21 protein-coding genes, 2 tRNA genes and 2 pseudogenes are annotated in these 24332 nt (G+C 55.9%); 2 read left to right on the top strand and 23 right to left on the bottom strand.

Features of this window, described 5'->3' with window-relative positions; all coding sequences use genetic code 11:
• Positions 1–59 precede the first annotated feature (59 nt).
• Positions 60–731, top strand: a complete 672-nt coding sequence (locus BI364_RS05880; protein WP_070077935.1) for a cytidylate kinase-like family protein — start codon at positions 60–62, stop codon at positions 729–731.
• Positions 728–1162, top strand: coding sequence for an ATP synthase F1 subunit epsilon (gene atpC, locus BI364_RS05875; protein WP_070077934.1), 435 nt, complete (start codon positions 728–730; stop codon positions 1160–1162). The genes BI364_RS05880 and atpC overlap by 4 nt, the downstream gene beginning before the upstream one ends.
• Before the next feature lie 159 nt (positions 1163–1321).
• On the opposite strand, the gene pyrC is transcribed toward atpC, so the two are convergent.
• From pyrC to BI364_RS05760, 23 genes and pseudogenes are all read right to left on the bottom strand, one after another.
• Positions 1322–2365 (bottom strand): dihydroorotase, encoded by a 1044-nt coding sequence (gene pyrC / locus BI364_RS05870; RefSeq protein WP_070077933.1) that lies wholly within the window; start codon positions 2363–2365, stop codon positions 1322–1324.
• A gap of 384 nt (positions 2366–2749) precedes the next feature.
• Positions 2750–2840 (bottom strand) — tRNA-Ser (locus BI364_RS05865).
• Between the two features lie 88 nt (positions 2841–2928).
• Positions 2929–3867: a tRNA pseudouridine(55) synthase TruB gene (gene truB, locus BI364_RS05860; protein ID WP_070077932.1), complete on the bottom strand. Its 939-nt coding sequence runs from the start codon at positions 3865–3867 to the stop codon at positions 2929–2931.
• A gap of 3 nt (positions 3868–3870) precedes the next feature.
• Positions 3871–4245, bottom strand: a complete 375-nt coding sequence (rbfA, locus tag BI364_RS05855) for a 30S ribosome-binding factor RbfA (RefSeq protein ID WP_070077931.1) — start codon at positions 4243–4245, stop codon at positions 3871–3873.
• Between the two features lie 3 nt (positions 4246–4248).
• A complete protein-coding gene (infB, locus tag BI364_RS05850; RefSeq protein ID WP_070077930.1) occupies positions 4249–6840 on the bottom strand; it encodes a translation initiation factor IF-2 in 2592 nt (863 codons plus the stop codon).
• 32 nt (positions 6841–6872) lie between these two features.
• Entirely contained in the window at positions 6873–8372 is a 1500-nt protein-coding gene (gene nusA, locus BI364_RS05845) for a transcription termination factor NusA (RefSeq protein ID WP_070077929.1), read from the bottom strand.
• Positions 8373–8417: 45 nt separating this feature from the next.
• On the bottom strand, positions 8418–8924 hold the full coding sequence (gene rimP, locus BI364_RS05840) for a ribosome maturation factor RimP (protein ID WP_070079934.1): 507 nt from the start codon (positions 8922–8924) through the stop codon (positions 8418–8420).
• 93 nt (positions 8925–9017) lie between these two features.
• Positions 9018–9094, bottom strand: a tRNA-Met gene (locus BI364_RS05835).
• Positions 9095–9187: 93 nt separating this feature from the next.
• Complete coding sequence (locus BI364_RS05830) at positions 9188–9505, bottom strand: DUF2818 family protein (protein ID WP_070077928.1); 318 nt, start codon at positions 9503–9505, stop codon at positions 9188–9190.
• Positions 9502–10946, bottom strand: a pseudogene (nuoN, locus tag BI364_RS05825) (NADH-quinone oxidoreductase subunit NuoN). The gene BI364_RS05830 and the pseudogene nuoN overlap by 4 nt, the downstream one beginning before the upstream one ends.
• Positions 10947–11059: 113 nt before the next feature.
• Entirely contained in the window at positions 11060–12574 is a 1515-nt protein-coding gene (locus BI364_RS05820; protein WP_070077927.1) for an NADH-quinone oxidoreductase subunit M, read from the bottom strand.
• 46 nt (positions 12575–12620) lie between these two features.
• On the bottom strand, positions 12621–14606 hold the full coding sequence (nuoL, locus tag BI364_RS05815) for an NADH-quinone oxidoreductase subunit L (RefSeq protein ID WP_070077926.1): 1986 nt from the start codon (positions 14604–14606) through the stop codon (positions 12621–12623).
• Positions 14607–14609: 3 nt separating this feature from the next.
• Positions 14610–14915: an NADH-quinone oxidoreductase subunit NuoK gene (gene nuoK, locus BI364_RS05810; RefSeq protein ID WP_070079933.1), complete on the bottom strand. Its 306-nt coding sequence runs from the start codon at positions 14913–14915 to the stop codon at positions 14610–14612.
• A gap of 62 nt (positions 14916–14977) precedes the next feature.
• Entirely contained in the window at positions 14978–15574 is a 597-nt protein-coding gene (locus BI364_RS05805) for an NADH-quinone oxidoreductase subunit J (protein WP_070077925.1), read from the bottom strand.
• Between the two features lie 16 nt (positions 15575–15590).
• Complete coding sequence (gene nuoI, locus BI364_RS05800; RefSeq protein WP_070077924.1) at positions 15591–16079, bottom strand: NADH-quinone oxidoreductase subunit NuoI; 489 nt, start codon at positions 16077–16079, stop codon at positions 15591–15593.
• 2 nt (positions 16080–16081) lie between these two features.
• On the bottom strand, positions 16082–17155 hold the full coding sequence (nuoH, locus tag BI364_RS05795) for an NADH-quinone oxidoreductase subunit NuoH (protein WP_070077923.1): 1074 nt from the start codon (positions 17153–17155) through the stop codon (positions 16082–16084).
• Positions 17152–19547, bottom strand: a pseudogene (nuoG, locus tag BI364_RS19110) (NADH-quinone oxidoreductase subunit NuoG). Before nuoG ends, nuoH begins: the two are co-directional and overlap by 4 nt.
• A gap of 24 nt (positions 19548–19571) precedes the next feature.
• The gene (gene nuoF / locus BI364_RS05785; protein WP_070077922.1) at positions 19572–20867 is read right to left on the bottom strand and encodes an NADH-quinone oxidoreductase subunit NuoF; all 1296 of its coding nucleotides are present in this window, start codon (positions 20865–20867) and stop codon (positions 19572–19574) included.
• 4 nt (positions 20868–20871) lie between these two features.
• Positions 20872–21378 (bottom strand): NADH-quinone oxidoreductase subunit NuoE family protein, encoded by a 507-nt coding sequence (locus BI364_RS05780; protein ID WP_070077921.1) that lies wholly within the window; start codon positions 21376–21378, stop codon positions 20872–20874.
• A complete protein-coding gene (locus BI364_RS05775) occupies positions 21375–22628 on the bottom strand; it encodes an NADH-quinone oxidoreductase subunit D (RefSeq protein WP_070077920.1) in 1254 nt (417 codons plus the stop codon). The genes BI364_RS05780 and BI364_RS05775 overlap by 4 nt, the downstream gene beginning before the upstream one ends.
• The gene (locus tag BI364_RS05770) at positions 22621–23331 is read right to left on the bottom strand and encodes an NADH-quinone oxidoreductase subunit C (protein ID WP_070079932.1); all 711 of its coding nucleotides are present in this window, start codon (positions 23329–23331) and stop codon (positions 22621–22623) included. Before BI364_RS05770 ends, BI364_RS05775 begins: the two co-directional genes overlap by 8 nt.
• 26 nt (positions 23332–23357) lie before the next feature.
• A complete protein-coding gene (locus BI364_RS05765) occupies positions 23358–23834 on the bottom strand; it encodes a NuoB/complex I 20 kDa subunit family protein (RefSeq protein ID WP_070077919.1) in 477 nt (158 codons plus the stop codon).
• Positions 23825–24181 (bottom strand): NADH-quinone oxidoreductase subunit A, encoded by a 357-nt coding sequence (locus BI364_RS05760; RefSeq protein WP_070077918.1) that lies wholly within the window; start codon positions 24179–24181, stop codon positions 23825–23827. Before BI364_RS05760 ends, BI364_RS05765 begins: the two co-directional genes overlap by 10 nt.
• Between the last annotated feature and the right edge of the window lie 151 nt (positions 24182–24332).

The following is a 24332-nucleotide window of genomic DNA, read 5'->3' as shown; positions in this document are numbered from 1 at the left end:
AGATTGCATCGCGCCTTCGTCTGCTCGACCATGAAACCATCCGCACGTGGAGCGACCCTATGTCACGCAGCGCCCTGGAACGCTATCTACTCACGCTGTTGCACGAAAGCGGCACACCCGAAGGCACGCACAAAGGTCCGCTCGTCGCGATCAGCCGCGATTACGGTGCCGGCGCCGGCGAAATCGCCCCGCTGCTCGCCGCGCGCATCGGCGTGCCCTTATATGACCGCGCCATCATCGACGGCATTATTGAACAGATCGAGGGCGATCCGGCCTTAATGCGCCGACTGGACGAATCGGCGCCACCAGGGCTGGTCTCGCGGCTACTTCACGGCTACGGCAACATTCCCTCGACCGACGAATACGCCAAGGCTCTGGTCGAAGTGGTCCTCGCCATCGCCCGACACGGCGGCGTGATACTCGGGCGCGGCGTACATCTCATCGCCAGCATCCCCGACATGTACCGCGTCTATCTGCGCGCCTCGCCGGCAACCTGCATCGCGCGCCTGGCACAGCGCGAAAATCTGGATCACCACGCAGCCGAACGCCAGTGGCGTCGTATCGAGGTCGACAGGCGAACCTATCTGAAACATCATTTCGGGCGCACACGAGACGAATTCGACGACTTCGACCTCATCGTCAACACCGACCGCATGGATGCATTCGAACGCATCGTGGACGTCATCGTCGCAGGCCTGCACGCACATCGCCCCGACCACACCCAGCAATGAACGAAAACACCCGCAAACACATCACGCTCAGCATCGTTACCGCTCAGGACAGCCTCTTCCTTGGCACCGTCGAGCGCGTCGTCTTGCCCGCCGAAGGCGGCGAAATGTGCGTCCTGCCCGGGCACACGCCCGTGCTCGCCCGACTGATGCCCGGCGAGGCACGCTATTTGACCGACGGCGCTTGGCAATATCTCTATCTCGAAGGTGGCTACCTGGAAGTGCAGCCGACCCAAGTGACCGTACTCGCCGACACCGCCTTACGCGGAAAGGATATCGACGCCCGCGCCGCTGAGGAAGCGGTCAAACACGCACGCAGCCTGGACGAACGGGCTCGACTGCCCTACGACAAGCAACTGGCTCACGCGGAACTGATTCGTGCCTTGGCCCTGCTCCAGGTCGCGCGCGACGCGAGGCGCCTGGGCAGGCGGTAAAAAAAGTCCCGGAATGCTCAACGATCTGCTCTCGGCCGCTCTGCGAACGCAAGCGACCTGATCGGTATCACGGACCCGGGCAACATTCCGGCGGCGACGCGTGAACGCCAGCGCATTGCCCCGTTCATTGTCGGCACGACCTCAGAGGCGTGTTTCGGCTCAATCGGATGGCTGCTGCATCTTCCAGTCGAGCCGCGTACCGGCCATCAGGGGGATGATCGTTCCCACGCCGGGGATATTGACGCGCTCAGGGATCGACCACGCTTCCTTGATCAGGGTCACCGTGCCGGTATTTCTCGGCAGACCGTAAAAATCGGCGCCGTGATGGCTGGCGAAGGCTTCCAGGCGATCGAGCGCGCCAAGTTCGTCGAAGACCTGCGCATAGAGTTCTAGGGCGGTCGGGGCGCTGTAGCAACCGGCGCAGCCACAGGCCGATTCCTTGGTCGCCACCTCATGCGGGGCTGAATCCGTGCCCAAAAAAAACTTGCTGGATCCGGACACCACGGCCGCCCTGAGAGCCTCCTGATGGTTTCTGCGCTTGAGTACGGGCAGGCAGTAATTGTGCGGCCTCACACCGCCGGCCAGTAAGTCATTGCGATTGAGCAGCAAATGCTGTGGCGTGATCGTAGCCGCGACGTTCGCCCCGGCCTCGGCCACGAACTCGGCTGCCTCCTTCGTGCTGATATGCTCGAACACGATCTTCAGGTCCGAGAACCGCTCGGCAATCGCACACAGGTGCCGGTCGATGAACTCCCGCTCACGGTCAAAGATGTCCACGCTGCGATCAGTCACCTCGCCGTGCACCAGCAGTATGATTCCGTGCGCCTGCAAGATGTCGAGAATGGGGTACAGGCTGTCCAGATTGCCGATCCCAGCCTCGGAATTGGTGGTCGCGCCGGCCGGATAGAGCTTGACCGCGCGGATGCCCGCGGCTGCGGCGCGCGCGATCTCGGCGGCGTCGATAGCGTCCGTCAGGTACAGGGTCATCAGCGGCTCGAACACGCAACCGTCGGGCCGAGCATCAATAATGCGCTGTTTGTAGGCCATTGCCTCCCCCGCCGTTCTGACCGGTGGCACCAGATTCGGCATCGCGATGGCACGCCGAAACACACGGGCCGTTGCCCTTACCGTCTCCGCGAGAGTCGCGCCGTCGCGAAAATGCACATGAAGGTCGTCGGGGGCTTGAAGCGTGAGCGTCTGCATTTCGTAATGCCTATCTTTGGCTGCCAATCGTTCGCAATGCTGCCGACTTTGCGCAGCCCCAGCACCTTAGCCCACGCTAGCCACACATCCTAACATCGCCCCCTCGCAAATGTATTCGATACGAATACCGAACCATATCCGCTCGCGCTGGCCGGGTTTGTCACCCGATCATACGGAGGCCAAACGACGATCCAAGAACCGTGAGTGGGATCGCTGTTGGGGAGACAATGGCAGAGAGAGATACCCGGCGTGCCCTGTACCTTGCTCCAGCTGGGCCGCTGCCTGCGACGTTTTGATCGTCGCGCCGGAGGCTTCGTCATACCCCGCCACAGAACACTGAGCGGCGGCTAAGGCTCGACGATGAAGCCCTGGATTGCAATTAAATGGCGGAGAGGGAGGGATTCGAACCCTCGATACGGGATTACCGTATACACACTTTCCAGGCGTGCTCCTTCAACCACTCGGACACCTCTCCTGTACCGTTCCTGCGCCAGCCTGCAGGTGGTGTGCGGGCCGGTCGGCAAGACTACCCGATCACACACGCGCTGTAAATGTAATGAGGCTCAACCGCCCGTCAGTGCCCAGCGCATGAGGCGCTTGGGTGAAACACGGCCATCATCGAGTATCTCACCAATACCGAGGAATACGTCGTCGACATCGTTGTAGAGCCCCACGAGGCCGGATACGGGTGCGCGCGGGAGCCAGACGGCCTGACCCTGGCCCAGATAGTACGCAGCGTCAGGGCCCAGGCGCACCTGTGGCCAGCGCGCCAATGCGGTATCGACCGGAAGCAGAGCCGCGTCGAGCGCTTCCGACCCGGCCTCGGCCAGCTCGCGCAGTTGCTCCAAGGTATACATCCGTGGGTCGTCGAAGGGGCTAACACCCAAGCGACGCAGCGCAATGACATGCGCCCCGCAGCCCAGCGCCTCGCCCAAATCGTCGATCAATGTACGGACATAGGTGCCGCTACTGCAGCGGATGTCGAAATCGAGTCGGTCGCCGTCGCGTAGCAAAAGCTCGAAACGGTCGACGCGCATGCGCCTTGCCTTACGTTCGACTTCAACGCCCGCTCGTGCCAGCTCGTAGAGCCGCCGGCCCTCGTGCTTGAGCGCGGAGTACATGGGTGGAACCTGATCGATTTCACCACGCAACGGGACCATGGCAGCTTCCAGGTCAGTCTCACCGATCAAAGGCACGTCGTGCCGGGCAATGATGTGCCCTTGGGAGTCTGCGGAATCGGTGCGCACGCCAAGTTGCGCGCTCGCGCGATAGTGCTTGTCGGCTTCGAGCAGATACGAGGAAACCTTGGTGGCCTCTCCCAGGCAGATCGGCAGGAGTCCGGTGGCCAGAGGGTCGAGGCTACCGGTGTGTCCGGCCTTACGTGCGCGGAAAATCCGCTTGACGGCCTGCAGGGCTTGATTGGAACTCAGCCCCTGGGGCTTGTCCAAAAGCAAAACGCCGCTGACGTCGCGGCGCTCGACGGGACGGTTACGCTGGACCAAGGCTCAGTCCTCCGAGCCCCGCTCACGGTCTGCGCGCCTGGCTTGTTCGATCAGGGCATCCACCCGCGCACCGCGCAGCTCACTGTCGTCAAAAACGAACTGCAGTTCGGGCACGATGCGCAACCGCATGCGCTTGCCTAGCGCGCGCCTCAGAAAACCCGATGCACGCGCGAGCGCGGCGCGGGTAGTTCCGACAGCGGATTCGTCACCCATCACCGTGAAATACACGCGCGCATGCGAAAGATCATTGGAGAGCTCGACGTCACCCACCGTGATCAGACCCATGCCCGGATCTTTGATCTCGCTGCGCAGCAGAACGGCCAGTTCCCGCCGTATCTGCTCACCGACGCGCAGACTCCTGGAGAATTCGCGTGGCATCGCCTAGAGGCTCCGCTCGACCTCGATCTTCTCGAATACTTCGATCTGATCACCTGGCCGGACATCGTTATAGTTCTTCACCGCGATGCCGCACTCCGTACCCACTCGCACCTCATTGACGTCATCCTTGAAGCGGCGCAGGGATTCCAGTTCACCTTCGTAGACGACAACGTTGTCGCGCAGTACACGAATCGGGTTACCCCGACGAACCATGCCTTCGATAACCAGACAGCCTGCGACTGGCCCCATGCGTGAGGAACGGAATACGTCGCGCACTTGTGCGAGTCCGACGATCTGCTCGCGCATCTCCGGCGACAACAGGCCGGACAACGCCTGCCGAACGTCGTCGATCACTTCGTAGATCACGCTGTAATAGCGCAGATCAACACCCTTATCGGTGCTCAGTCTGCGTGCGGCCACATCGGCGCGTACGTTGAAACCGATAATGATCGCCTGTGAGGCCAGCGCCAAATTGACATCCGATTCGGCAATACCACCAACACCAGAGGAGACGATTTTGACCTTAACTTCATCGGTAGAGAGCTTCTGCAGCGAATCGCGCAGGGCCTCGGCGCTACCCTGCACATCAGCCTTGAGCAGTAGGTTGACGGTTTGTACGCCACCTTCCTGCATATGGTTGAACAGGTTTTCGAGTTTGGCGGCCTGTTGATTCGCCAGCTTGGCCTCGCGCACCTTCACGTGACGGAATTCTGCCACCTCTCTAGCCTTACGATCATCGGCAACCACGAGGGCATCGTCACCAGCATTCGGCGTGCCCGAAAGGCCCAGCACCACCACAGGTGTGGAAGGCCCTGCCGAGGGGACCTCTCGCCCGCTCTCGTCCAACATGGCGCGAACACGTCCGAACTCCTGGCCACTGAGCAGAATATCGCCACGATTCAGACGGCCCTTTTGTACCAGTACGGTCGCGACCGGGCCACGGCCCTTATCCAAACTCGACTCGATGACCACACCCGACGCAGGACCGTCGAAAGGCGCCTTGAGTTCCAGCAATTCAGCCTGTAGTTGGATGGCTTCTATCAGATTGTCGACGCCCTCTCCGGTCTTGGCAGAAACAGGTACGAACTGTGTATCGCCACCCCACGCCTCGGATATCACTTCGTGTGCGGACAGCTCGGTGCGTACACGGTCAAGATCGGCCTCCGGCTTGTCGATCTTGTTCACGGCGACGACGATCGGCACGCCAGCCGCACGCGCATGCTGGATCGCCTCGATGGTCTGCGGCATCACGCCATCGTCGGCCGCGACCACGAGCACCACGACATCGGTCGCCTGGGCGCCACGTGCACGCATGGCGGTAAAAGCCGCATGTCCTGGCGTATCCAGGAAGGTCACACTGCCGCGCGGCGTTTCCACGTGGTAGGCACCGATATGCTGTGTAATGCCGCCCGCCTCACCCGCCGCAACCTTGGTGCGACGAATGTAATCGAGCAGTGAGGTCTTGCCGTGATCAACGTGCCCCATGATGGTGACCACGGGTGGACGCGCAGCTTGCTCACGCTGATCGTCATCGATCTGAGCCTCCAGGTGGGTCTCGACGTCATTGGCGCCGGTCGCCTTCGGAATATGCCCCAGCTCTTCGACCACCAGGATCGCGGTATCCTGATCGAGCGACTGGTTGATCGTAGCCATCACGCCCATGCCCATCAGCGCCTTGATCACCTCGGAAGCCTTGACCGCCATACGCTGGGCCAGATCAGCCACCGTGATCACCTCGGGCACGGCCACTTCATGCACGATCGGGGCAGTCGGCTTGGCGAAACCATGCTTGGAATTAGCATCGTTGCTGCTCGCACCGCGCCCTCTGGGTGCTGCCTTGCCACCCTTGCGTCGCCCACGTTTATCGCTGGCCACGTGCAATTCCTTGCGTGCCGAATGGTTTTCGCGCTCGCCGCGTGCCTTAGCCGGTTTGGCTTTAGGTTTGGCCTTCTCGACCTTGGCCTCGTCTACCTTGACCTGCTCCTTCTCTCGACGCAGCTCCGCCTCTTCAGCTTCGCGCTTGGCGCGTTCCTCGGCCTCGCGACGCTCCGCTTCGACACGCTTCAGTTCTTCCTGCTCCTGACGCGCGCGATCCTCGGCCAACCGACCTTCGTCAGCCTGCTTGCGCGCATCCTCCAGCCGGCGGCGATCCGCCTCGAACTGCTTGGCCAGAATCGCGGATTTATTGGTCATCACGTCAGCTACGGGCTCTGCCGCCGCCTCGGCGACCACCTCGACGGTTTCGACCGGCGGCACTACAACAACCTCAGGCTCGGGCGTAGGCTGCTCTTCATCGCGTACGATGGTCCGCTTTTTGCGCACCTCAACACTGATGGTCTTCGCGCGGCCGGTCGAGCTGCCCACCTTGAGTTCAGTGGTGCTGCGTCGTTTGAGCGTGATGCGCTGCTTGGCGGCGCTCTCGTCGCTGCTGCCATGACTGTGGCGCAGATGCTCTAGCAACTGCATTTTCTGTGAGTCGCTCACCTGTTGATCGGGATCGTGAACCGCAATCCCCGCCTCCTTGAGCTGCTCAAGCAGGCGCTCAACGGGGGTGCCGACGATTTCGGATAGCTGTTTAACTGTTACCGTACTCATGCTCGGTCACCTCATGGCGTTCTAGTAGCGATTCAATCCTGAGCACCAGACGCCTCAAACCAGGGCGCGCGGGCGGTCATGATCAAAGCGGCCGCACGTTCCGCGTCCATACCTTGGATATCCAGCAGATCGTCTACGGCCTGCTCGGCCAAATCCTCAGCGGTAACGATGCCACGCTTGCCCAATTCGGCTGCCAGCGCATCGTCCATTCCTTCCAATCCGAGCAGATCCGCCGATGGCGTGCCGGCGGAACCTTCTGCCGCAATTGCACGCGTCAGTAGGGAATCCCTTGCGCGCGCGCGCAACTCCTCGACCACGGCCTCATCGAACTCCTCGATTTCGAGCAGTTCCTCAGGCGGCACATAGGCCACCTCATCCACCGTGGTAAAGCCTTCTTGTACCAGAATGGCCGCGATTTCCTCATCGACATCCAACTGATCTATGAAGGTCTGCGCCAGCTCGCGCGTCTCATGCTCGTTCTTTTCTTCGGCCTGTTGCTCAGACATCACGTTGAGCTCCCAGTCAGTCAACTGACTGGCGAGTTTGACGTTTTGGCCACCGCGCCCGATCGCTTGCGACAACTTGTCTTCGGCAACTGCCAAATCCATGCTGTGCTTGTCCTCGTCAACAACGATCGACAATACCTCGGCCGGCGACATCGCGTTGATGACGAACTGCGCCGGATTGTCATCCCACAACACGATATCGATACGTTCGCCGGCCAGCTCGTTGGAGACCGACTGCACGCGCGAGCCGCGCATGCCCACGCAAGCACCCACCGGGTCAAGGCGCTGATCGTTGGATTTCACCGCAATTTTGGCACGCAGGCCCGGATCGCGGGCAGCACCCTTGATCTCGATCACGCCTTGGCCCACCTCAGGCACTTCCAGCTTGAACAGTTCGATAAGAAACGCCGGTGCGGTGCGGGTCACAAACAGCTGCGGACCACGCGGTTCGTGACGCACTTCCTTGAGGTAACCGCGCAGCCGCTCACCGGCACGCACCGTTTCACGCGGGATCATGTCTTCACGGCCGATAAAGGCCTCGGCATTGCCACCCAGATCCAGGTAGATGCCATGACGCTCGCTACGCTTGACGACACCCATCACCAACTGGCCAATGCGATTCTCAAAGGCTTCAACAACCTGCTTACGCTCTGCCTCGCGCACCTTCTGCACGATGACCTGCTTCGCGATCTGTGCGGCAATACGACCAAAATCGGCGGCCTCGATCGGCTCCTCGACGTATTCACCCACTTGGATAGCAGGGTGCTCTTGCTGCGCGTAGCTGAGGAGGCGCTGATTTTCGGACGACTCGAAGGTGGGATCCTCATCATCGAGTACCAGCCAGCGGCGATAGCCTTGGTAATCCCCCGTACGGCGATCGATGTTCACGCGCACGTCTATTTCGCCACCCTGCTTCTTGCGGGTCGCGGACGCCAGTGCGGCCTCGATGGCCTCAAAGATAATCTCCTTATCCACGGCCTTTTCGTTGGAGACCGCGTCGACCACCAGAAGGATCTCTTTGTTCATCGCCAACTCTCCCAGACAGGCTGCATCAGGCAGCCACCCATTCCATCATTCGCCGGAGTCAACCGCATGCCGCTGCTCCGGCTGACCCGACGCCATTTCATAAATCAAACGCGCTCGGTGCACGGCTTCCAGCGGAATCGCGACCACTTCGCCCATCTCCACTTCGACCTTGACCGTCAACTCGTCGCAGTCGACGAGACGACCTTGTACATTCCGTCTACCATCGACTGCCCAGCTCAGCCGCAGCTTGAGGCGTTCGCCAAGATAACGGCAATACTGCTCGGGTCGAAACAGTACACGATCCAGACCCGGAGAGGAGACCTCCAGCCGATAAGCCAAGGTGATCGGATCTTCGACATCGAGCAATGCCCCTACCTGCTCACTGATCAGGGCACAGTCGTCCAGCGTCACGCCAGCGTCGCGATCGATGAAGACGCGCAACAAGGCCTGGTCGCCACGCTGGGCGTATTCCAGTCCCCAAAGCTCGAAACCAAGCCCTGCCACCAGTGGTGACAGTAGGCCTTCGAGCTTTTCCTGCATCGGTTCACTCATGATCAAATCGACCTTGCGCTCGCATGACAATGTCTCGGGCATTCGCTGCGGCTAATAAAAAGGCCCCTGACGGGGCCTTTTTAATTTATTCCATGGTAGCGGGGGCAGGATTTGAACCTGCGACCTTCGGGTTATGAGCCCGACGAGCTGCCAGACTGCTCCACCCCGCATCAGAGGCTGCGAATAATACTCAAACCCTTCGAATTTAGCAAGGCCTGAATTCGCAATTGGCTTATTGCCGGGAAATCGGCGGGAAAAACGGTTTAACCGCGCAAAAGTTTACGCAGATCGTACCGATATATGAAACCAGGCATCGCAAAGACGATGAACAATGCAACCGTCACCGTATAAAAAACCCAGCCCTTATGGTAGATCTCACCAGTCATCTGGTGCTCCAACCCAAGACCGATAGCCCCAGTCACGAAATAAAGGGTGAGCCACTCGAGCAGACGAAAGGAAGCCGACTTGGGTGTACGTGCGGGAAAAGCGAAGAATCGCCGCTCACTTAGCCAGGGTAGATTCGCAGCGATAAGCGACACAATGACATAAGTCCAGGTAAAGGCGCCGTCGCTTACGCTCACAGGCTTGCCGCCGCGGCTGCGCAGATCGACATCAAAACCCCCGGGAACAACCCTAAGACAAGGACGGACACACCATTAGCACTCATAATCGCTCCGGCGACGGGGCCAGTTGAGACTGGCTCATCAGATACGGGCTTGTCGAAGTAGATGTATTTCACAACCCGTAAGTAATAGAAGGCACCGATGACCGACATAATCACGGCGTATAAAGCCAACCAGGGGTGACCAACCTGTATGACAGATTGCAACACGACAAGTTTCGCATAAAAACCCACCGTGGGCGGTACGCCCGCCATGGAAAACATGAACAACAGCATAACGAAGGCAAGCCACGGACTGCGTTCGTTGAGGCCACTAAAGTCGCTCAGATTCTCGGCCTCGTAACCTTTGCGACTGAGTAGCACGATCATACCGAAGGCACCCGCTGACATCAGTGCATAGATCAGCACATAGAACATGGCCGCCGCATAACCGGTAGCTGTACCGGTCATTACGCCCAACATCACGAAGGCCACGTGCGCGATGGTTGAATACGCGAGCATGCGTTTGATATTGGTCTGTGCGATCGCAATGATGTTGCCGACAGCCAAGGACAACACTGCCATGAGTTCCAGCATGCCGCCCCAGCTGGCATGAGTACTCGGCAACGCTTCCGCCAGCAGCCTCAGAAGCATAGCGAAGGCCGCAATTTTGGTCACAGAGCCAACATATAGGGTGACTGAACTCGGCGCGCCCTCATAGACGTCTGGCACCCACATATGAAACGGCACTGCCCCCAATTTAAAGGCCAAACCGACCACCACAAAAACCACCGCAAAGGTCACCGCCATCGGGGATGACCTTGTTGGATCAGGGATGCCGCGATCTCAGGCATGCCCAAAGATCCGGTCAAGCCATAGAGTATCGACATGCCATAAAGCAACATGCCAGAGGCCAACGCACCGAGAACAAAGTACTTCATTGCAGCCTCGGATGCGCGCCCGGAATCACGCTGCAAGGCCACCATCGCGTACAGCGAAAGCGACATCAATTCAAGCCCCAGGTAGACCGTCAGCAGGCTGTATGCCGAAATCAGCACCATCATGCCAAGCACGCCGGCAAGGCCTAACACGAAATACTCCCCTCTAAACAGATCACGACTCTCCATGTAACGCCGCGAGTAGGCGAATATCGCGATGGTGAGGACGTAAACCGATGATTTGAGCAAAACCGACAGCGGGTCGCTGATGAAAGTACCGTGCAACCCTATGTGACGGCCACCTTCGTCTAGCAGGAGCGTCAGGAGTAATGTGCCAAGCAGGCTCGCTTGGGTCAGCCAATAGGTCACGCAGCGCTGCTCATCGCGTAGAAACACATCAATGACCAGAATGGCGCAAATCATGCCGAGCATGAACAACTCGGGCACCACCAGGGTGATGTCGGTTAGGGGAAAGTGATTCATGTTACGGGGCGCCCCATCTCAGTTGTTCGCGGCTAGAAATCGTCGGAAAGAAATCGGCGTACATTGCGCACAGGCGGTGGTTCGTCAGCAGGCTGGGCATGGGGATCATCAACTCAAAGCTTAGAAGTCAACGCCTGCTGCAGCAGGTGCTGCATCGAGACGTGCATGATGTCCAGCAGCGGCGCAGGCCAAACACCCAGCAGCAACACCGCCAGAGCGAGTAACGTCAACATCAGCTTCTCGCGCCGATTAACATCAGTCAGCGCGGCGACTTCAGAATTGGCGACCGGCCCGAAAATTACGCGCTTGACCAGCCACAACGTATAGGCGGCGCCAATGATCAGCGTAAAGGCGGCCAAAAATGCAATCCAAAAATTGGCGTGGAAACTGGCCAGAATGACCATGAACTCGCCGACGAAACCAGATGTGCCAGGTAACCCCGTGTTCGCCATGGCGAACAGCACAAAAAATCCGGCAAATACAGGCATGGTATTGACCACCCCACCATAGGCCGAAATTTCGCGGCTATGCATACGGTCGTAAAGCACCCCGACACTCAGGAATAACGCGCCCGAAATGAAGCCGTGCGACACCATTTGGACCAACCCGCCCTCAAGTCCAAGCAAGGCCGCACCAGTCTGCCCGCTGTGGGCAACGATCGCATAGATAGAGAAAAATCCCAGCGTGACGAAGCCCATATGCGCGATCGAGGAATACGCGATCAATTTCTTCATGTCCTGCTGCGCAAGCGCGACGAAACCGATATAAACCACGGCGACTAGTGACATGAACACCAAAACACCGCTCATTAGTTGACTGGCGTCCGGAACGATGGGCAAAGAGAAGCGCAGAAAGCCATAGGCGCCCACCTTCAGCATAATTGCTGCCAAAATAATCGAACCGCCGGTCGGCGCCTCAACGTGGGCATCAGGCAGCCAAGTATGCACCGGCCACATGGGGATTTTGACCGCAAAGGCGCCCATGAAAGCAAGAAAAATCAGTACCTGAGGTAGCAAGCCGATATGCAACTGCTGCAGATCAGCTATACCGAAGCTGCCTGAACGGGTGTAAAGATAAATCAGGGCAATGAGCATCGGCACGGAGCCGAGAAATGTATACAGAAAAAATTTGATGGTTGCATAAACGCGTCGAGGACCACCCCAGATACCGATTACAAGAAACATCGGGATCAACATACCCTCGAAAAAAATATAAAACAGGATCGAATCCAGAGCTGCGAATACCCCATTCATCAAGCCTTCCAGAATCAGGAAAGCAGCCATGTATTGCGCAACGTGATTACTGATCACTTCCCAGCCGGCGATAATGACGATGACCGTCATGAAGGTGGTAAGCACGATCAGCGGGGCCGACAAGCCATCGACACCAAGGTGATAATTGATATTGAGCGCGCGAATCCAAGGATGAAACTCGACGAACTGCATCGCTGCGGTATGCGTGTCGAAATTTGTCAGCAATGGAATGCTGACGACAAACACCAATATTGAAATCACCAACGCCAGTCTACGGGTCAATTGCGCGGAGCCACCGGAGGTGGCCATGAGCAAGAGGCCGCCGAGGACGGGCAGCCAGATCACCAGGCTAAGTAATGGCCAATGCGTAAGCATGCGAGTCCCTTAATCCATTTTTCGTTATCGACGCGTAGCTACGCGACTAGCGGAATACAAACCAGCTGAGCAACACCAACAACCCGATGATCATGGCGAAGCTGTAGTGGTAGAGGTAACCAGTCTGCAAATGACGCACCCGTGCGGAAGTCCAGCCAATCACTCGCGCGACGCCGTTCACAACCAAGTCATCGATGATGAAAGCGTCGCCGACACGCCAGAACAAACGCCCCAGTGCGCGTCCACCCCCGGCAAATACGCGATCATTAAAATCATCAAATCCATAGCGCTCATCCAGCACGCGCCACACGCTATGCAGACGGGTCTTGATCAAATCGGCAAGACTCGGCCGATACAGATAGACATACCCCGTCACGGCTACACCCGCTATCGAAAGCCAGAATGGCGCTGAAAAAAGGGCTTGCCACATCATATTTATCGCGCCGTGATAGTGGCTACCAAGCGTGGCCAATACATCATGCGCTGGCAACACTTCGATGGTATTCCCGAAATAATCCCCAAACAGTAACGGATGGATGAAATAACCGGCTCCTAATGCCGGAATAGCCAACAAAATCAGCGGTACAGTGACGACCTTAGGCGATTCATGCAGGTGTTCACGTGTATGCGCATCCATGCGTTCTTTACCATGAAAAACCAGAAAAAATAGCCGAAAAGTGTAGATTGCCGTCACGAGCACTCCCAATAACAGCATCCAATAGGCTAAACCTGCTCCTGGAATATGGGCATCGTGTACCGCCTCAATAATTGAGTCCTTGGAGAAAAAGCCAGAAAATCCAGGAAAGCCTATCAGCGCGAGAGAACCAACCAAGGACGTCCAATAGGTGATCGGCAAATATCGACGTAAACCACCCATTTTACGTATGTCCTGCTCGTGGTGCATGGCCATGATCACCGAACCTGCAGCAAGGAACAGTAGCGCCTTGAAAAAGGCGTGCGTGAGCAGATGAAACATGCCTGCAGCGTAGGCAGATGCACCCAGCGCAGCTGTCATATAACCGAGCTGTGATAGCGTCGAATAGGCAATTACACGCTTGATATCATGCTGCACGATACCAACTAGCCCCATAAAAAATGCAGTAATCGCGCCGATCACCAGCACCACGCTCAGCGCAGTAGGGCTAAGTTCGTAGATCGGTGACATCCGGCTGACCATATAGATACCCGCCGTCACCATGGTTGCGGCGTGAATCAGTGCAGAAATCGGCGTAGGGCCTTCCATCGAATCGGGCAGCCACACGTGCAAAGGCACTTGCGCAGACTTGCCCATCGCACCAATGAATAGCAGGATGGCGATGACCGTGGGCACCGACCAGGGATCATTAGGCAGAATACTGATGGTTGCATGTGCCAGGCGCGGCGCCTGATCAAACACGGTGTGGTAATCAAGGCTGCCGGTATACATATACACTGCGGCAATACCGAGCACAAAACCAAAGTCACCGACTCGGTTTACCAAAAAGGCTTTTAGGTTGGCGTATATGGCTGATTCGCGGAAGGTATAAAACCCAATCAGCAAGTATGACACCAAGCCAACTGCTTCCCAGCCAAAAAAAAGCTGAAGAAAATTATTCGCCATTACCAGCATCAACATCGAGAAGGTAAACAGCGCGATATAGCTAAAAAAGCGTTGATAGGTAGTTTCTCGCGGACTGCTATCCCTTGGCCAGAGCGTTTCATCATGGGCCATATAACCGATGGTATAGATATGCACCATTAATGAGACAAACGTCACCACCATCATCATCAACACACTTAAGCGGTCGATCAGAAATCCGATGGCAAAGCTGTAGCCTCCGGCTGACATCCAGGTGTAGATGTCGCCATCAAACGGTGCGGCACCGTCGAACACAATGCGTTTGAATACCCACGCGGACAACACAAAGGAGATTGCCACACTGCCAGTGGTTACCCAATGAGCACCGGCGCGTCCTATTGATCGCCCGAATAAACCGGCAATCAATGCGCCGATTAGCGGGGCCAGCGGGATGGCAAGATAGACGGCTTCCATTAACTACCCCTTCATGTCATCCAGGTCGCTGACGTTGATCGTGCGACGATTGCGAAACAACACCACCAAAATTGCGAGGCCGATAGCAGCCTCGGCCGCGGCCACTGTCAGTACAAAAAACACAAAAACCTGACCGGCCAAATTTTGTTGAAAATGTGAAAACGCGATGAAGTTCATGTTAACCGCGAGCAGCATCAGCTCGACACACATCAACAGCACGATCACATTTTTACGATTAATGAATATCCCGGCCACCGCCAGCGAAAACAGGATCGCTCCAACAACCAGATAGTTCGAAAGTGAAAGCATCATTACTCCAGAAAGCGCACCATACAGCTAGAATTTGCCGCACATTAACAGCAACCCTGTATTCATCGCTTTTTTTCAGAGGGCATTTGTACCAATCTTACTCTGTCTTCCCGTCTGATCTGAACCTGATGTTCCGGGCGCTGGTACTTTGTATTGGATCGGCGGCGGAATGTCAGAGAAATCGCAGCCACAATTGCGACTAGCAGGATCACGGCGGCCAACTCAAATGGGTAGGCATACTCGGTGTATAGCACCCGTCCTAACGCAACTGTGTTAGGGACCGGCACTCCTGTAATCGGCGCGGCATGGATCTGAAAATTACGGGCACCAACCACCAACCCCATCTCCACGACCATCACCAGGGCAACCACTACGGCGAGTGGCAAAAATTTCGTAAAACCTTCACGCATCCGGGCGATATTGATATCGAGCATCATCACAACAAACAGGAACAACACCATGACTGCGCCGACATAGACCAATACCAACACTATCCCCAGAAATTCAGCTTGCAAGGTGATCCACAATGCAGCGCTATTAAAAAATGCGAATACCAGGAACAAAACTGCATGCACTGGATTCCGCGCCACAATCATCCCTAATGCGGACAGGATGGTCAGCGCCGAAAAAAAATAGAACACAAATTGCAGGAAGCTCATAGGTAGGCGTCGTCCTTTATCGATACGGCGCATCGGCCGCGCGGTCTGCGGCGATCTCTGTTTCGTATTTATCACCCATGGCCAGCAATTTATCCTTGGTCATGATGTGCTCGCCACGACTTTCAAAGTGGTATTCGAAAACACGTGTCTCGACAATAGAGTCAACTGGACACGATTCTTCGCAAAAGCCGCAATAGATACACTTAAAGAGATCGATATCGTATCGAGTCGTCCGGCGCGTTCCATCTGCACGTTCTTCAGATTCGATCGTAATCGCGAGTGCTGGGCATACCGCTTCACATAGCTTACAAGCGATGCAACGCTCCTCGCCATTGGCATAACGTCTCAACGCGTGCAGCCCGCGGAAACGGTACGACTGCGGTGTTTTTTCCTCTGGATATTGGATTGTAATCTTGCGCTGGAACATGTAGCGACCGGTAAGTTGCAGGCCGCGTAACAACTCGATCAGCAAATAACTTTTAAAAAATGACTTAAGGATACGCATCGTCAGGCTCCCCTTGAGAACCACGGCGAAAGATGAAATGCAACAGCAACACCTTCGACCACAATCCACACCAATGTCACCGGGATTAACACCTTCCACCCCAGGCGCATGATCTGATCGTATCGATAACGCGGGAAGGTCGCGCGGAACCATAAAAACATGAACATAAAGACAGCCGTCTTGATCAAGAACCAGTGCACACCTTCACCGAGCAAACCGCCGATATAGGGCACGCTCGCACCCCATGCTCCAAAAGGTGAGAGCCAGCCACCGAAAAACAACAAAGCGGTCAGTGCCGAAATCAGAATCATGTTCGCGTATTCAGCGAGAAAGAACACCGCGAATGCCATGCCAGAATATTCGACGTGGAAACCGGCCACGATCTCAGACTCCCCTTCCGCCACATCGAAAGGGGCTCGGTTGGTTTCAGCCACGCCCGAGATGAGGTAGACCATCAACATTGGCAGTAATGGCAGCCAATACCAGTGCGTCACACCGCCGGATTGCGCAGTCACGATATCGCCGAGATTCAAGCTACCACTGGCCATCAATACGCCAACCAAGGCAAAACCCATCGCTATTTCATAAGCGACGATCTGCGCTGCGGAACGCATCGCGCCCAGCAATGCGTATTTGGAATTGGATGCCCAACCTGCCAAGACAATGCCGTACACACCAATCGAGGTAATCGCAAGAATGTAGAGTAAGCCGGCATTGATATTGGATAACAACATCCCATCGCCAAACGGTATCACGGCCCATGCCGCCAAGGCCGGCGCGATCGCCAGCAAAGGCGCCACGAAAAACAAAAAGCGACTTGCCTGGGTAGGGACAATCACTTCCTTCATGATCAGCTTGAGCGCATCGGCAATTGGCTGTAGCCAACCGCGTGGTCCCACCCGATTCGGTCCGACGCGAACCTGGATGTAACCAATCACCTTTCTCTCCGCGAAGGTAAAATACGCAACGCTTATCAACAGAGGAATCAGAATGGCCACAATTTTGGCCAATATGACGAGGAAGGTCTGCAGATCGACCGGCACGCCGGACCACAGTGTCAGCAAGGGCTCCATCATGCAGCATCTCCGACCGGCGACAATGCAATCACACCAAAGGCGGCACCCAGACGGGCCGCTTCCGGCGTACCAATCGGCAACCACGCCACACCTTCGGGGACACCTTCGTCTGATACCACATCAAATTCACCCACTCGCCCCTCTTGTTCGACGCGCACACGGCTCACTGTTTCAAGCCCCAAACGCAGTCGATCAGCCGGGTGCAGTGCCAACGCATGTGTAGCCTGGGCATCCGGCGTTTCTTGCAGCGCCGGGCTTCTTCGCACCACCCCATCCGCGGAATATGCCCCAACCTCACAGGCCCGCATCAGCAAACCCGCCGCCGGTGCTTCGATCCCACCTTCGATCGTAATATCGGCTTGAGCGGCGGAGCATGAATTATCAAATGGGCGTGCTGTATCCAAATGGGACTTCATTTCTTCACGTACGGCTTCCGAGGACATGAATTCGAACCCGGGCAAATCCAACAGGTTGCCGAGTACGCGCAGTACGCGCCATGCCGGTCTTACTTCACCTGGCGCGCTTACGATTGCATTGAAACTCTGCCAGCGCCCCTCCGCATTGACATAGGTACCCGAAGTCTCGGCAAATGCGGCGATCGGCAGAATGACATCGGCATACTCTCGTGCGCCCTCCCCTGCAAATGGCGACAGAACGACAACGAATTTAGCTGTTTTCAGTGCATCCATCGCCCGAGCACCTTGCTCGCAATCCAGCTCCGGCTCCACATCGCACAAGAAATATGCCTCGCGCGGTGCCGCAAACATCGCCTGTGTACCTAAGCCCGGCTCGTTGAGCACATGTCCACTCACCGCGCGATGCGGGACCACACCGGCCAACCATGCCCCTGCAGCATTAGCACCATCCGGTAGATAGCCCAACCGGGCATCGCAGCGTGACGCTATTTCGGCAGCCAATGCACGCAAGTCTGCATAATCTGGGTGTCCAATCGCGAGATGCCCCAACAATACCGTTGCTCGTCGTCCTTGCAATAGATGGTGTGCAATGGTTTGTGCTTGTGCGCTAGGCACACACTTACCAATCCATGTCGGCGGCTTCTCACCTTGCGCTTCGCAGGTGGCAGTAAGCACCTCCACCAACACTGAAACCATGTGCTGCGGGGCCACGATTGCGCGTTCCACCAAGGGAAAAGTGAACTCGAATGCGCGGGGATTAATGTCCATAATCTGCGCGCCGTGCATGCCAGCCTTGCGTAACCGATGCGCAATCATCGGCTGCTGTTTACGCACATTGCTGCCGACGAGCATGATCGCGTCAGCTTGTTCGAGTGATTCGATCGATTGCCCCAGCCAGGGAAATAGCGGATCGTGGGCATCACCACGCATATCGACTTGGCGTAGGCGATGATCCAGGTTGGCGCAGCCAAGGCCACGCATCAATTTCTGGAACAGATACGCCTCCTCGACCGTTGCATTCGGGATATCAAACCCCCAACCGCATCTGCTTGATACCCTCGCAAGCCTTCAGCAACGGCCTTCAAGGCACTATTCCAATCAGCCTCATACCAACGACCATTGCGCTTAATCTGCGGGGCCATCACGCGATCTGGCGCCTGTAGAGCCTGGTAACTAAAGCGGTCGCGATCAGACAACCAAGTTTCATTCAGGGATTCATTATCGCGCGGAACAACGCGAACCACTTTGCCATGCAAGGTATGCATGTAAAGATTTGAGCCGACGCAGTCATGCGCGCCAATACTCGGATGCTGGATCATTTCCCAAGCACGTCCATCGAAGCGCGAGGGCTTCGCCGTTAACGCACCCACTGGGCACAGGTCGATGATGTTACCGGACAATTCCGACGACAAGGTATGCTCGACGTAAGTCCCAATACGCATGTCTTCGCCGCGTCCTGTTGCCCCCAATTCAGGTAATCCCGCAATTTCGGCACTAAAGCGGACACAACGGGTGCAATGGATGCAGCGTGTCATTTCAGTCGCGACCAGAGAACCGATATCCTTATCTCTGACCACGCGCTTGTTTTCAGCATAACGCGAGACGCCTTCGCCAAAACCCATCGCCACATCCTGTAGCTCACACTCTCCACCCTGATCGCAAATCGGGCAATCCAGCGGATGGTTAATGAGCAGAAATTCCATAGTGCCGCGCTGAGCGGACAAGGCTAATGGTGATCGAGTAAATACCTTCATGCCTTCCTGAACCGGTGTCGCGCAGGCGGGCAACGGTTTTGCAGCCTTTTCCACCTCGACCAGGCACATACGGCAATTGGCCGCCACAGATAATTTCTTGTGGTAGCAAAAACGTGGCACGTCCACGCCGCTTGCATCGGTCACTTCAATCAACATGGCGCCTCTACGGGCACGGTACGGTGCGCCGTCGATTTCGATGGTGATCAGCTGTTCGTCGCTCATAGGAATCGCTCGCCGCGGTGAATGCTAAGCCGCCCAATCGGACGGAGGAGACTCGATCATGCTCCGCCCATGTTCGATGTAGTACACGAATTCTTCGCGGTAATGCTGAATGAAGCTGCGCACAGGCATGGCGGCCGCATCACCCAGCGCACATATCGTGCGGCCTTCGATTTTGCTGGCGACATCATCCAGCCGCTCAATATCTTCGATGCGCCCTCGCCCCTCGACGATGCGTGTCAGCATTCGATAAAGCCAGCCTGTGCCTTCACGACAGGGCGTACATTGACCGCATGACTCTTTGAAATAAAAACGTGAGATTCGTTGCAGCACCTTGACCATATCGGAAGTTTCATCCAACACCATCACTGCCCCAGAACCGAGCATCGAACCAGCTTTACCGACCGATTCGTAGTCCATATTCGCTTTGAGCATGATCTCGCCTGGAACCACGGGTACGGACGAGCCACCAGGGATCACGGCCTTGAGTGTGCGGCCATTGAGCACTCCTCCAGCCATTTCTAGCAATTCGCTGAAGGGTAGTCCCATAGGCACTTCATAATTACCGGGGCGGTTTACATGCCCTGAAACCGCGAAAATCTTCTCGCCACCCGATTTCTCCGTGCCTAATTCGGCAAACCAACGCCCGCCATTGCGCATGATGACCGGAACCGAAGATAACGTTTCGGTATTATTAATCGTGGTAGGACGGCCGTAGAGACCAAAATTAGCAGGGAAAGGCGGTTTAAATCTAGGCTGTCCCTTTTTACCTTCCAGGGATTCCAGCAAAGCGGTTTCCTCACCGCAGATATACGCGCCAGCACCGAGTGTCGGATACAGATCAAAATCCACACCTGAGCCCATAATATTCTTACCAAGCAAACCTGCCGCATAGGCTTCTTCCACGGCTTGCGCAAATCGCTGGTAAGGTTCATCCATGAATTCGCCGCGCATGTAGTTGTATCCAACGGTCGCGCCAATCGCATAGCCCGCTATCGCCATGCCTTCAACCAGGGCGTGGGGGTTGAATCGCAAAATATCACGGTCTTTGCAGGTACCTGGCTCGGATTCGTCGGAATTACACACGATATATTTCTGGCCTGGCGCTTGGCGCGGCATGAAGCTCCATTTCAAACCCGTTGGAAAACCGGCGCCACCTCGCCCTCGAAGATTCGATGCTTTGACTTCGGCAATAATTTCGTCACGTGACATCCGTTCGGAAAGGATATTCCGCCAAGCCGTATACCCATCGATTTTTTGATAAGTTTCGAAACTCCAGGGCGTTTCGTGATTCAGTGTGATGAAACAAACTTGATTCGTCATGTGTTCACTCCAATCCATCGAGAATCTCATCCACCTTTGCGGGCGTGAGATTTTCGTAATAGACGTGATCCACCTGCATCATCGGTGCACCGCAGCAAGCCGCCAAGCATTCTTCCTCGCGTTTGAGGTAGAAACGTCCGTCGGGCGTACTTTCACCAATCTTGATATCAAGTTTACGTTCGATGTAATGCAGCACTGCCTCACCATCCCGCAGCATGCAGGAAACATTCAAACACACGGCTATCGTATGCCGCCCGACCGGCTTGAGCGTGTACATCGAGTAGAAGCTCGCGACTTCATAAACCGCAATACGAGGCATACCGATGTAATCGGCAACCGCATCCATAGCCTCCGTGCTCAACCAACCATGCTCATGCTGTACTGCACGTAAAGCCGCGAGTACGGCCGACTGGCGTTGCTCAGCCGGGTAACGCGCCAGCCAATGCTCTATTTCCTCTCGGACGTGCTCAGAGAGAATCGCCTGACCATCTGGTAGATTTTCAGAAATCATCGATCCACCTCCCCGAAAACGATGTCCTGGCTGCCAATAATCGCAACTACGTCCGCCAACATATGGCCACGCGACATCTCATCCAGCGATGCCAGATGGGCAAAGCCAGGCGCACGCACCTTCAATCGATACGGTTTGTTTGCGCCGTCCGAAACGAGATAAACCCCGAACTCACCTTTTGGATGCTCAACAGCAGCATAGGCCTCTCCCACCGGCAACGTATAACCTTCAGTAAAGAGCTTGAAGTGATGGATCAATGCTTCCATATCGGCCTTCATCTCTTCGCGACGAGGCGGAGCCACCTTGTGTTCCTCAAGCATGACAGGACCAGGATTCTGCTTCAGCCAGTCGACACACTGACGAATTATTCTATTCGACTGACGCATTTCTTCCACACGCACAAGATAACGATCGTAACAGTCGCCGCTCACACCTATTGGAATATCGAAATTCAGACGATCATAAACCTCATAAGGCTGTTTTTTACGCAGATCCCATTCGATACCCGACCCACGAATCATTGGGCCCGTAAATCCGAGCTGCAAAGCGCGCTCTGGAGAAACAATACCGATGTCGACTGTCCGTTGTTTCCAGATTCGATTATCTGTCAACAGGGTTTCATATTCATCCACACACGTCGGAAAGCGATCCGTAAATGATTCGATAAAATCCAATAGCGAACCACTGCGCTCATCGTTGAAGCGCGCAATTTCGCGTTCATCGTGCCAACGCGAAGCTTTATATTGAGGCATATTGCCAGGCAAATCGCGATAGACCCCGCCCGGACGGTAGTAAGTTGCGTGCAATCGCGCGCCGGAAACAGCCTCATAGCAATCCATGAGGTCTTCCCGTTCGCGGAACGCATACAGGAAAACCGTCATCGCACCAATGTCGAGGGCGTGGGCGCCCAGCCATAGTAGATGATTCAGGATGCGCGTTATTTCATCGAACATCACCCGGATATACTGCGCACGTAAAGGCGGCTCGATGGACAGCAATTTTTCTATCGCGAGCACGTAGCCATGCTCATTACACATCATCGAAACATAGTCGAGCCGGTCCATATAACCGATACTCTGGTTATACGGTTTGCTCTCGGCAAGTTTTTCAGTAGCGCGGTGAAGCAATCCAATATGCGGATCCGCGCGCTCAATAACTTCGCCATCCATTTCCAAGACAAGACGTAACACGCCATGAGCCGATGGATGCTGAGGTCCGAAATTTAGCGTGTAATTCCTGATTTCAGGCATCTCGGCTACCCTCACCGGCATAACGGTTGTCGCGGCGTATCACCTTCGGCACCAACACACGCGGCTCGATACTCACCGGTTCATATATAACGCGCCGCTGCTCCGCGTCGTAGCGCATTTCAACATGCCCGATCAGCGGAAAATCTTTTCTAAATGGATGCCCGACAAAGCCATAATCGGTTAGCAGGCGCCGAAGATCTGGGTGATCGTCAAACAGAATCCCGAACAGGTCGAATGCTTCGCGCTCATACCAGTTTGCCACCGTCCAAATCGACGCCACGCTCGGCATACGTGGAAATTCATCATCGACGCAAAAAGCCTTCAATCGCAAACGCCGGTTATGTGCAATCGAGAGGAGGTGATAGACAATTGCAAAGCGTGGACCATGATGCTCGCTTGCCCTGGGTGCATCTTCAAACGTGAAATATGCTGAGGTCGACGGCTGCACACCTCGGCCAAAACCTTCTGTCGATGCACGGTCGGTTGCCCACTCGCCAACACCATATTGCAAATAATCCACACCACACAAATCGATCAACTGCTCAAATTTAAGATCGGGTGCGTCGCGCAATTGACGCGCCACCTCACACACATCCTCAGGCGTGGCCGTAAGTGTTAATTCACCGTAACGGTCAACCAACTCGACAATTTTCAAGCCAAGACGATCATGCAGGGATTGGGGCAAATTCATATCTGAGGTCATCTTCGTGTCACGCGCGAAGCGCAAAATTATCGAGCGATTGTATCCGTACGCCTGATCTTGTTTTGCAACTGAATAATGCCGTAAAGCAATGCTTCGGCGGTAGGCGGGCAACCGGGCACATAGACATCAACCGGCACTATACGATCGCAACCACGCACTACCGAATAGGAGTAATGATAATAACCCCCACCGTTTGCGCAGGACCCCATCGATATCACCCATCGAGGTTCAGCCATCTGATCGTAAACTTTACGCAATGCGGGGGCCATCTTGTTGACTAAGGTGCCCGCGACGATCATCACGTCAGATTGCCTGGGACTAGGTCTGAATAGCACACCAAATCGGTCCAAATCATAGCGTGCTGCGCCTGCATGCATCATCTCGACGGCGCAACAAGCCAAACCGAATGTCATCGGCCAGAGAGAGCCCGTACGAGCCCAATTAATGAGCTTATCCGCACTTGTCGTTACCCAGCCTTTCTCAAGGACGCCCTCTATTCCCATTCGAGCGCTCCTTTTTTCCATTCGTAAATAAAGCCAATTACCAGAATACCCAGGAAAAGCGCCATAGAAAGCAACCCGAACAAGCCAATTCGTCCCAGAACCACCGCCCAGGGGAACAGAAATGCAATTTCCAGGTCGAAAATAATGAACAGAATGGCAACCAGGTAATAACGCACATCGAACTTCATGCGCGAATCTTCAAAGGCCTCGAATCCGCACTCATAGGGCGAGTCTTTGGCTGCATCCGGGCGTCTGGGACCCAACAAAACTCCCAAGGCCATAGGGGCTGCGCCGACCAAGAGGCCGACCGCGATAAAAACCAGGATGGGGAGATAGCTCTCCAACATAATAAAATCGCCTCGCTCCTGCTACGACCGCCGCGCTTGGCGAATGCTTCGCCCACGCGAATACCATCTGACGGCCAGGTCAGTACCTCTCCCCAGGCGCCTCGATCCTTCCCGGATCAAGTCGCCCACCGGAGTCTATGTCAGCGATTTT

Source organism: Acidihalobacter yilgarnensis, assembly GCF_001753245.1.
Lineage (GTDB): Bacteria > Pseudomonadota > Gammaproteobacteria > DSM-5130 > Acidihalobacteraceae > Acidihalobacter > Acidihalobacter yilgarnensis.
This window is presented reverse-complemented; position numbering and strand designations above follow the sequence as displayed.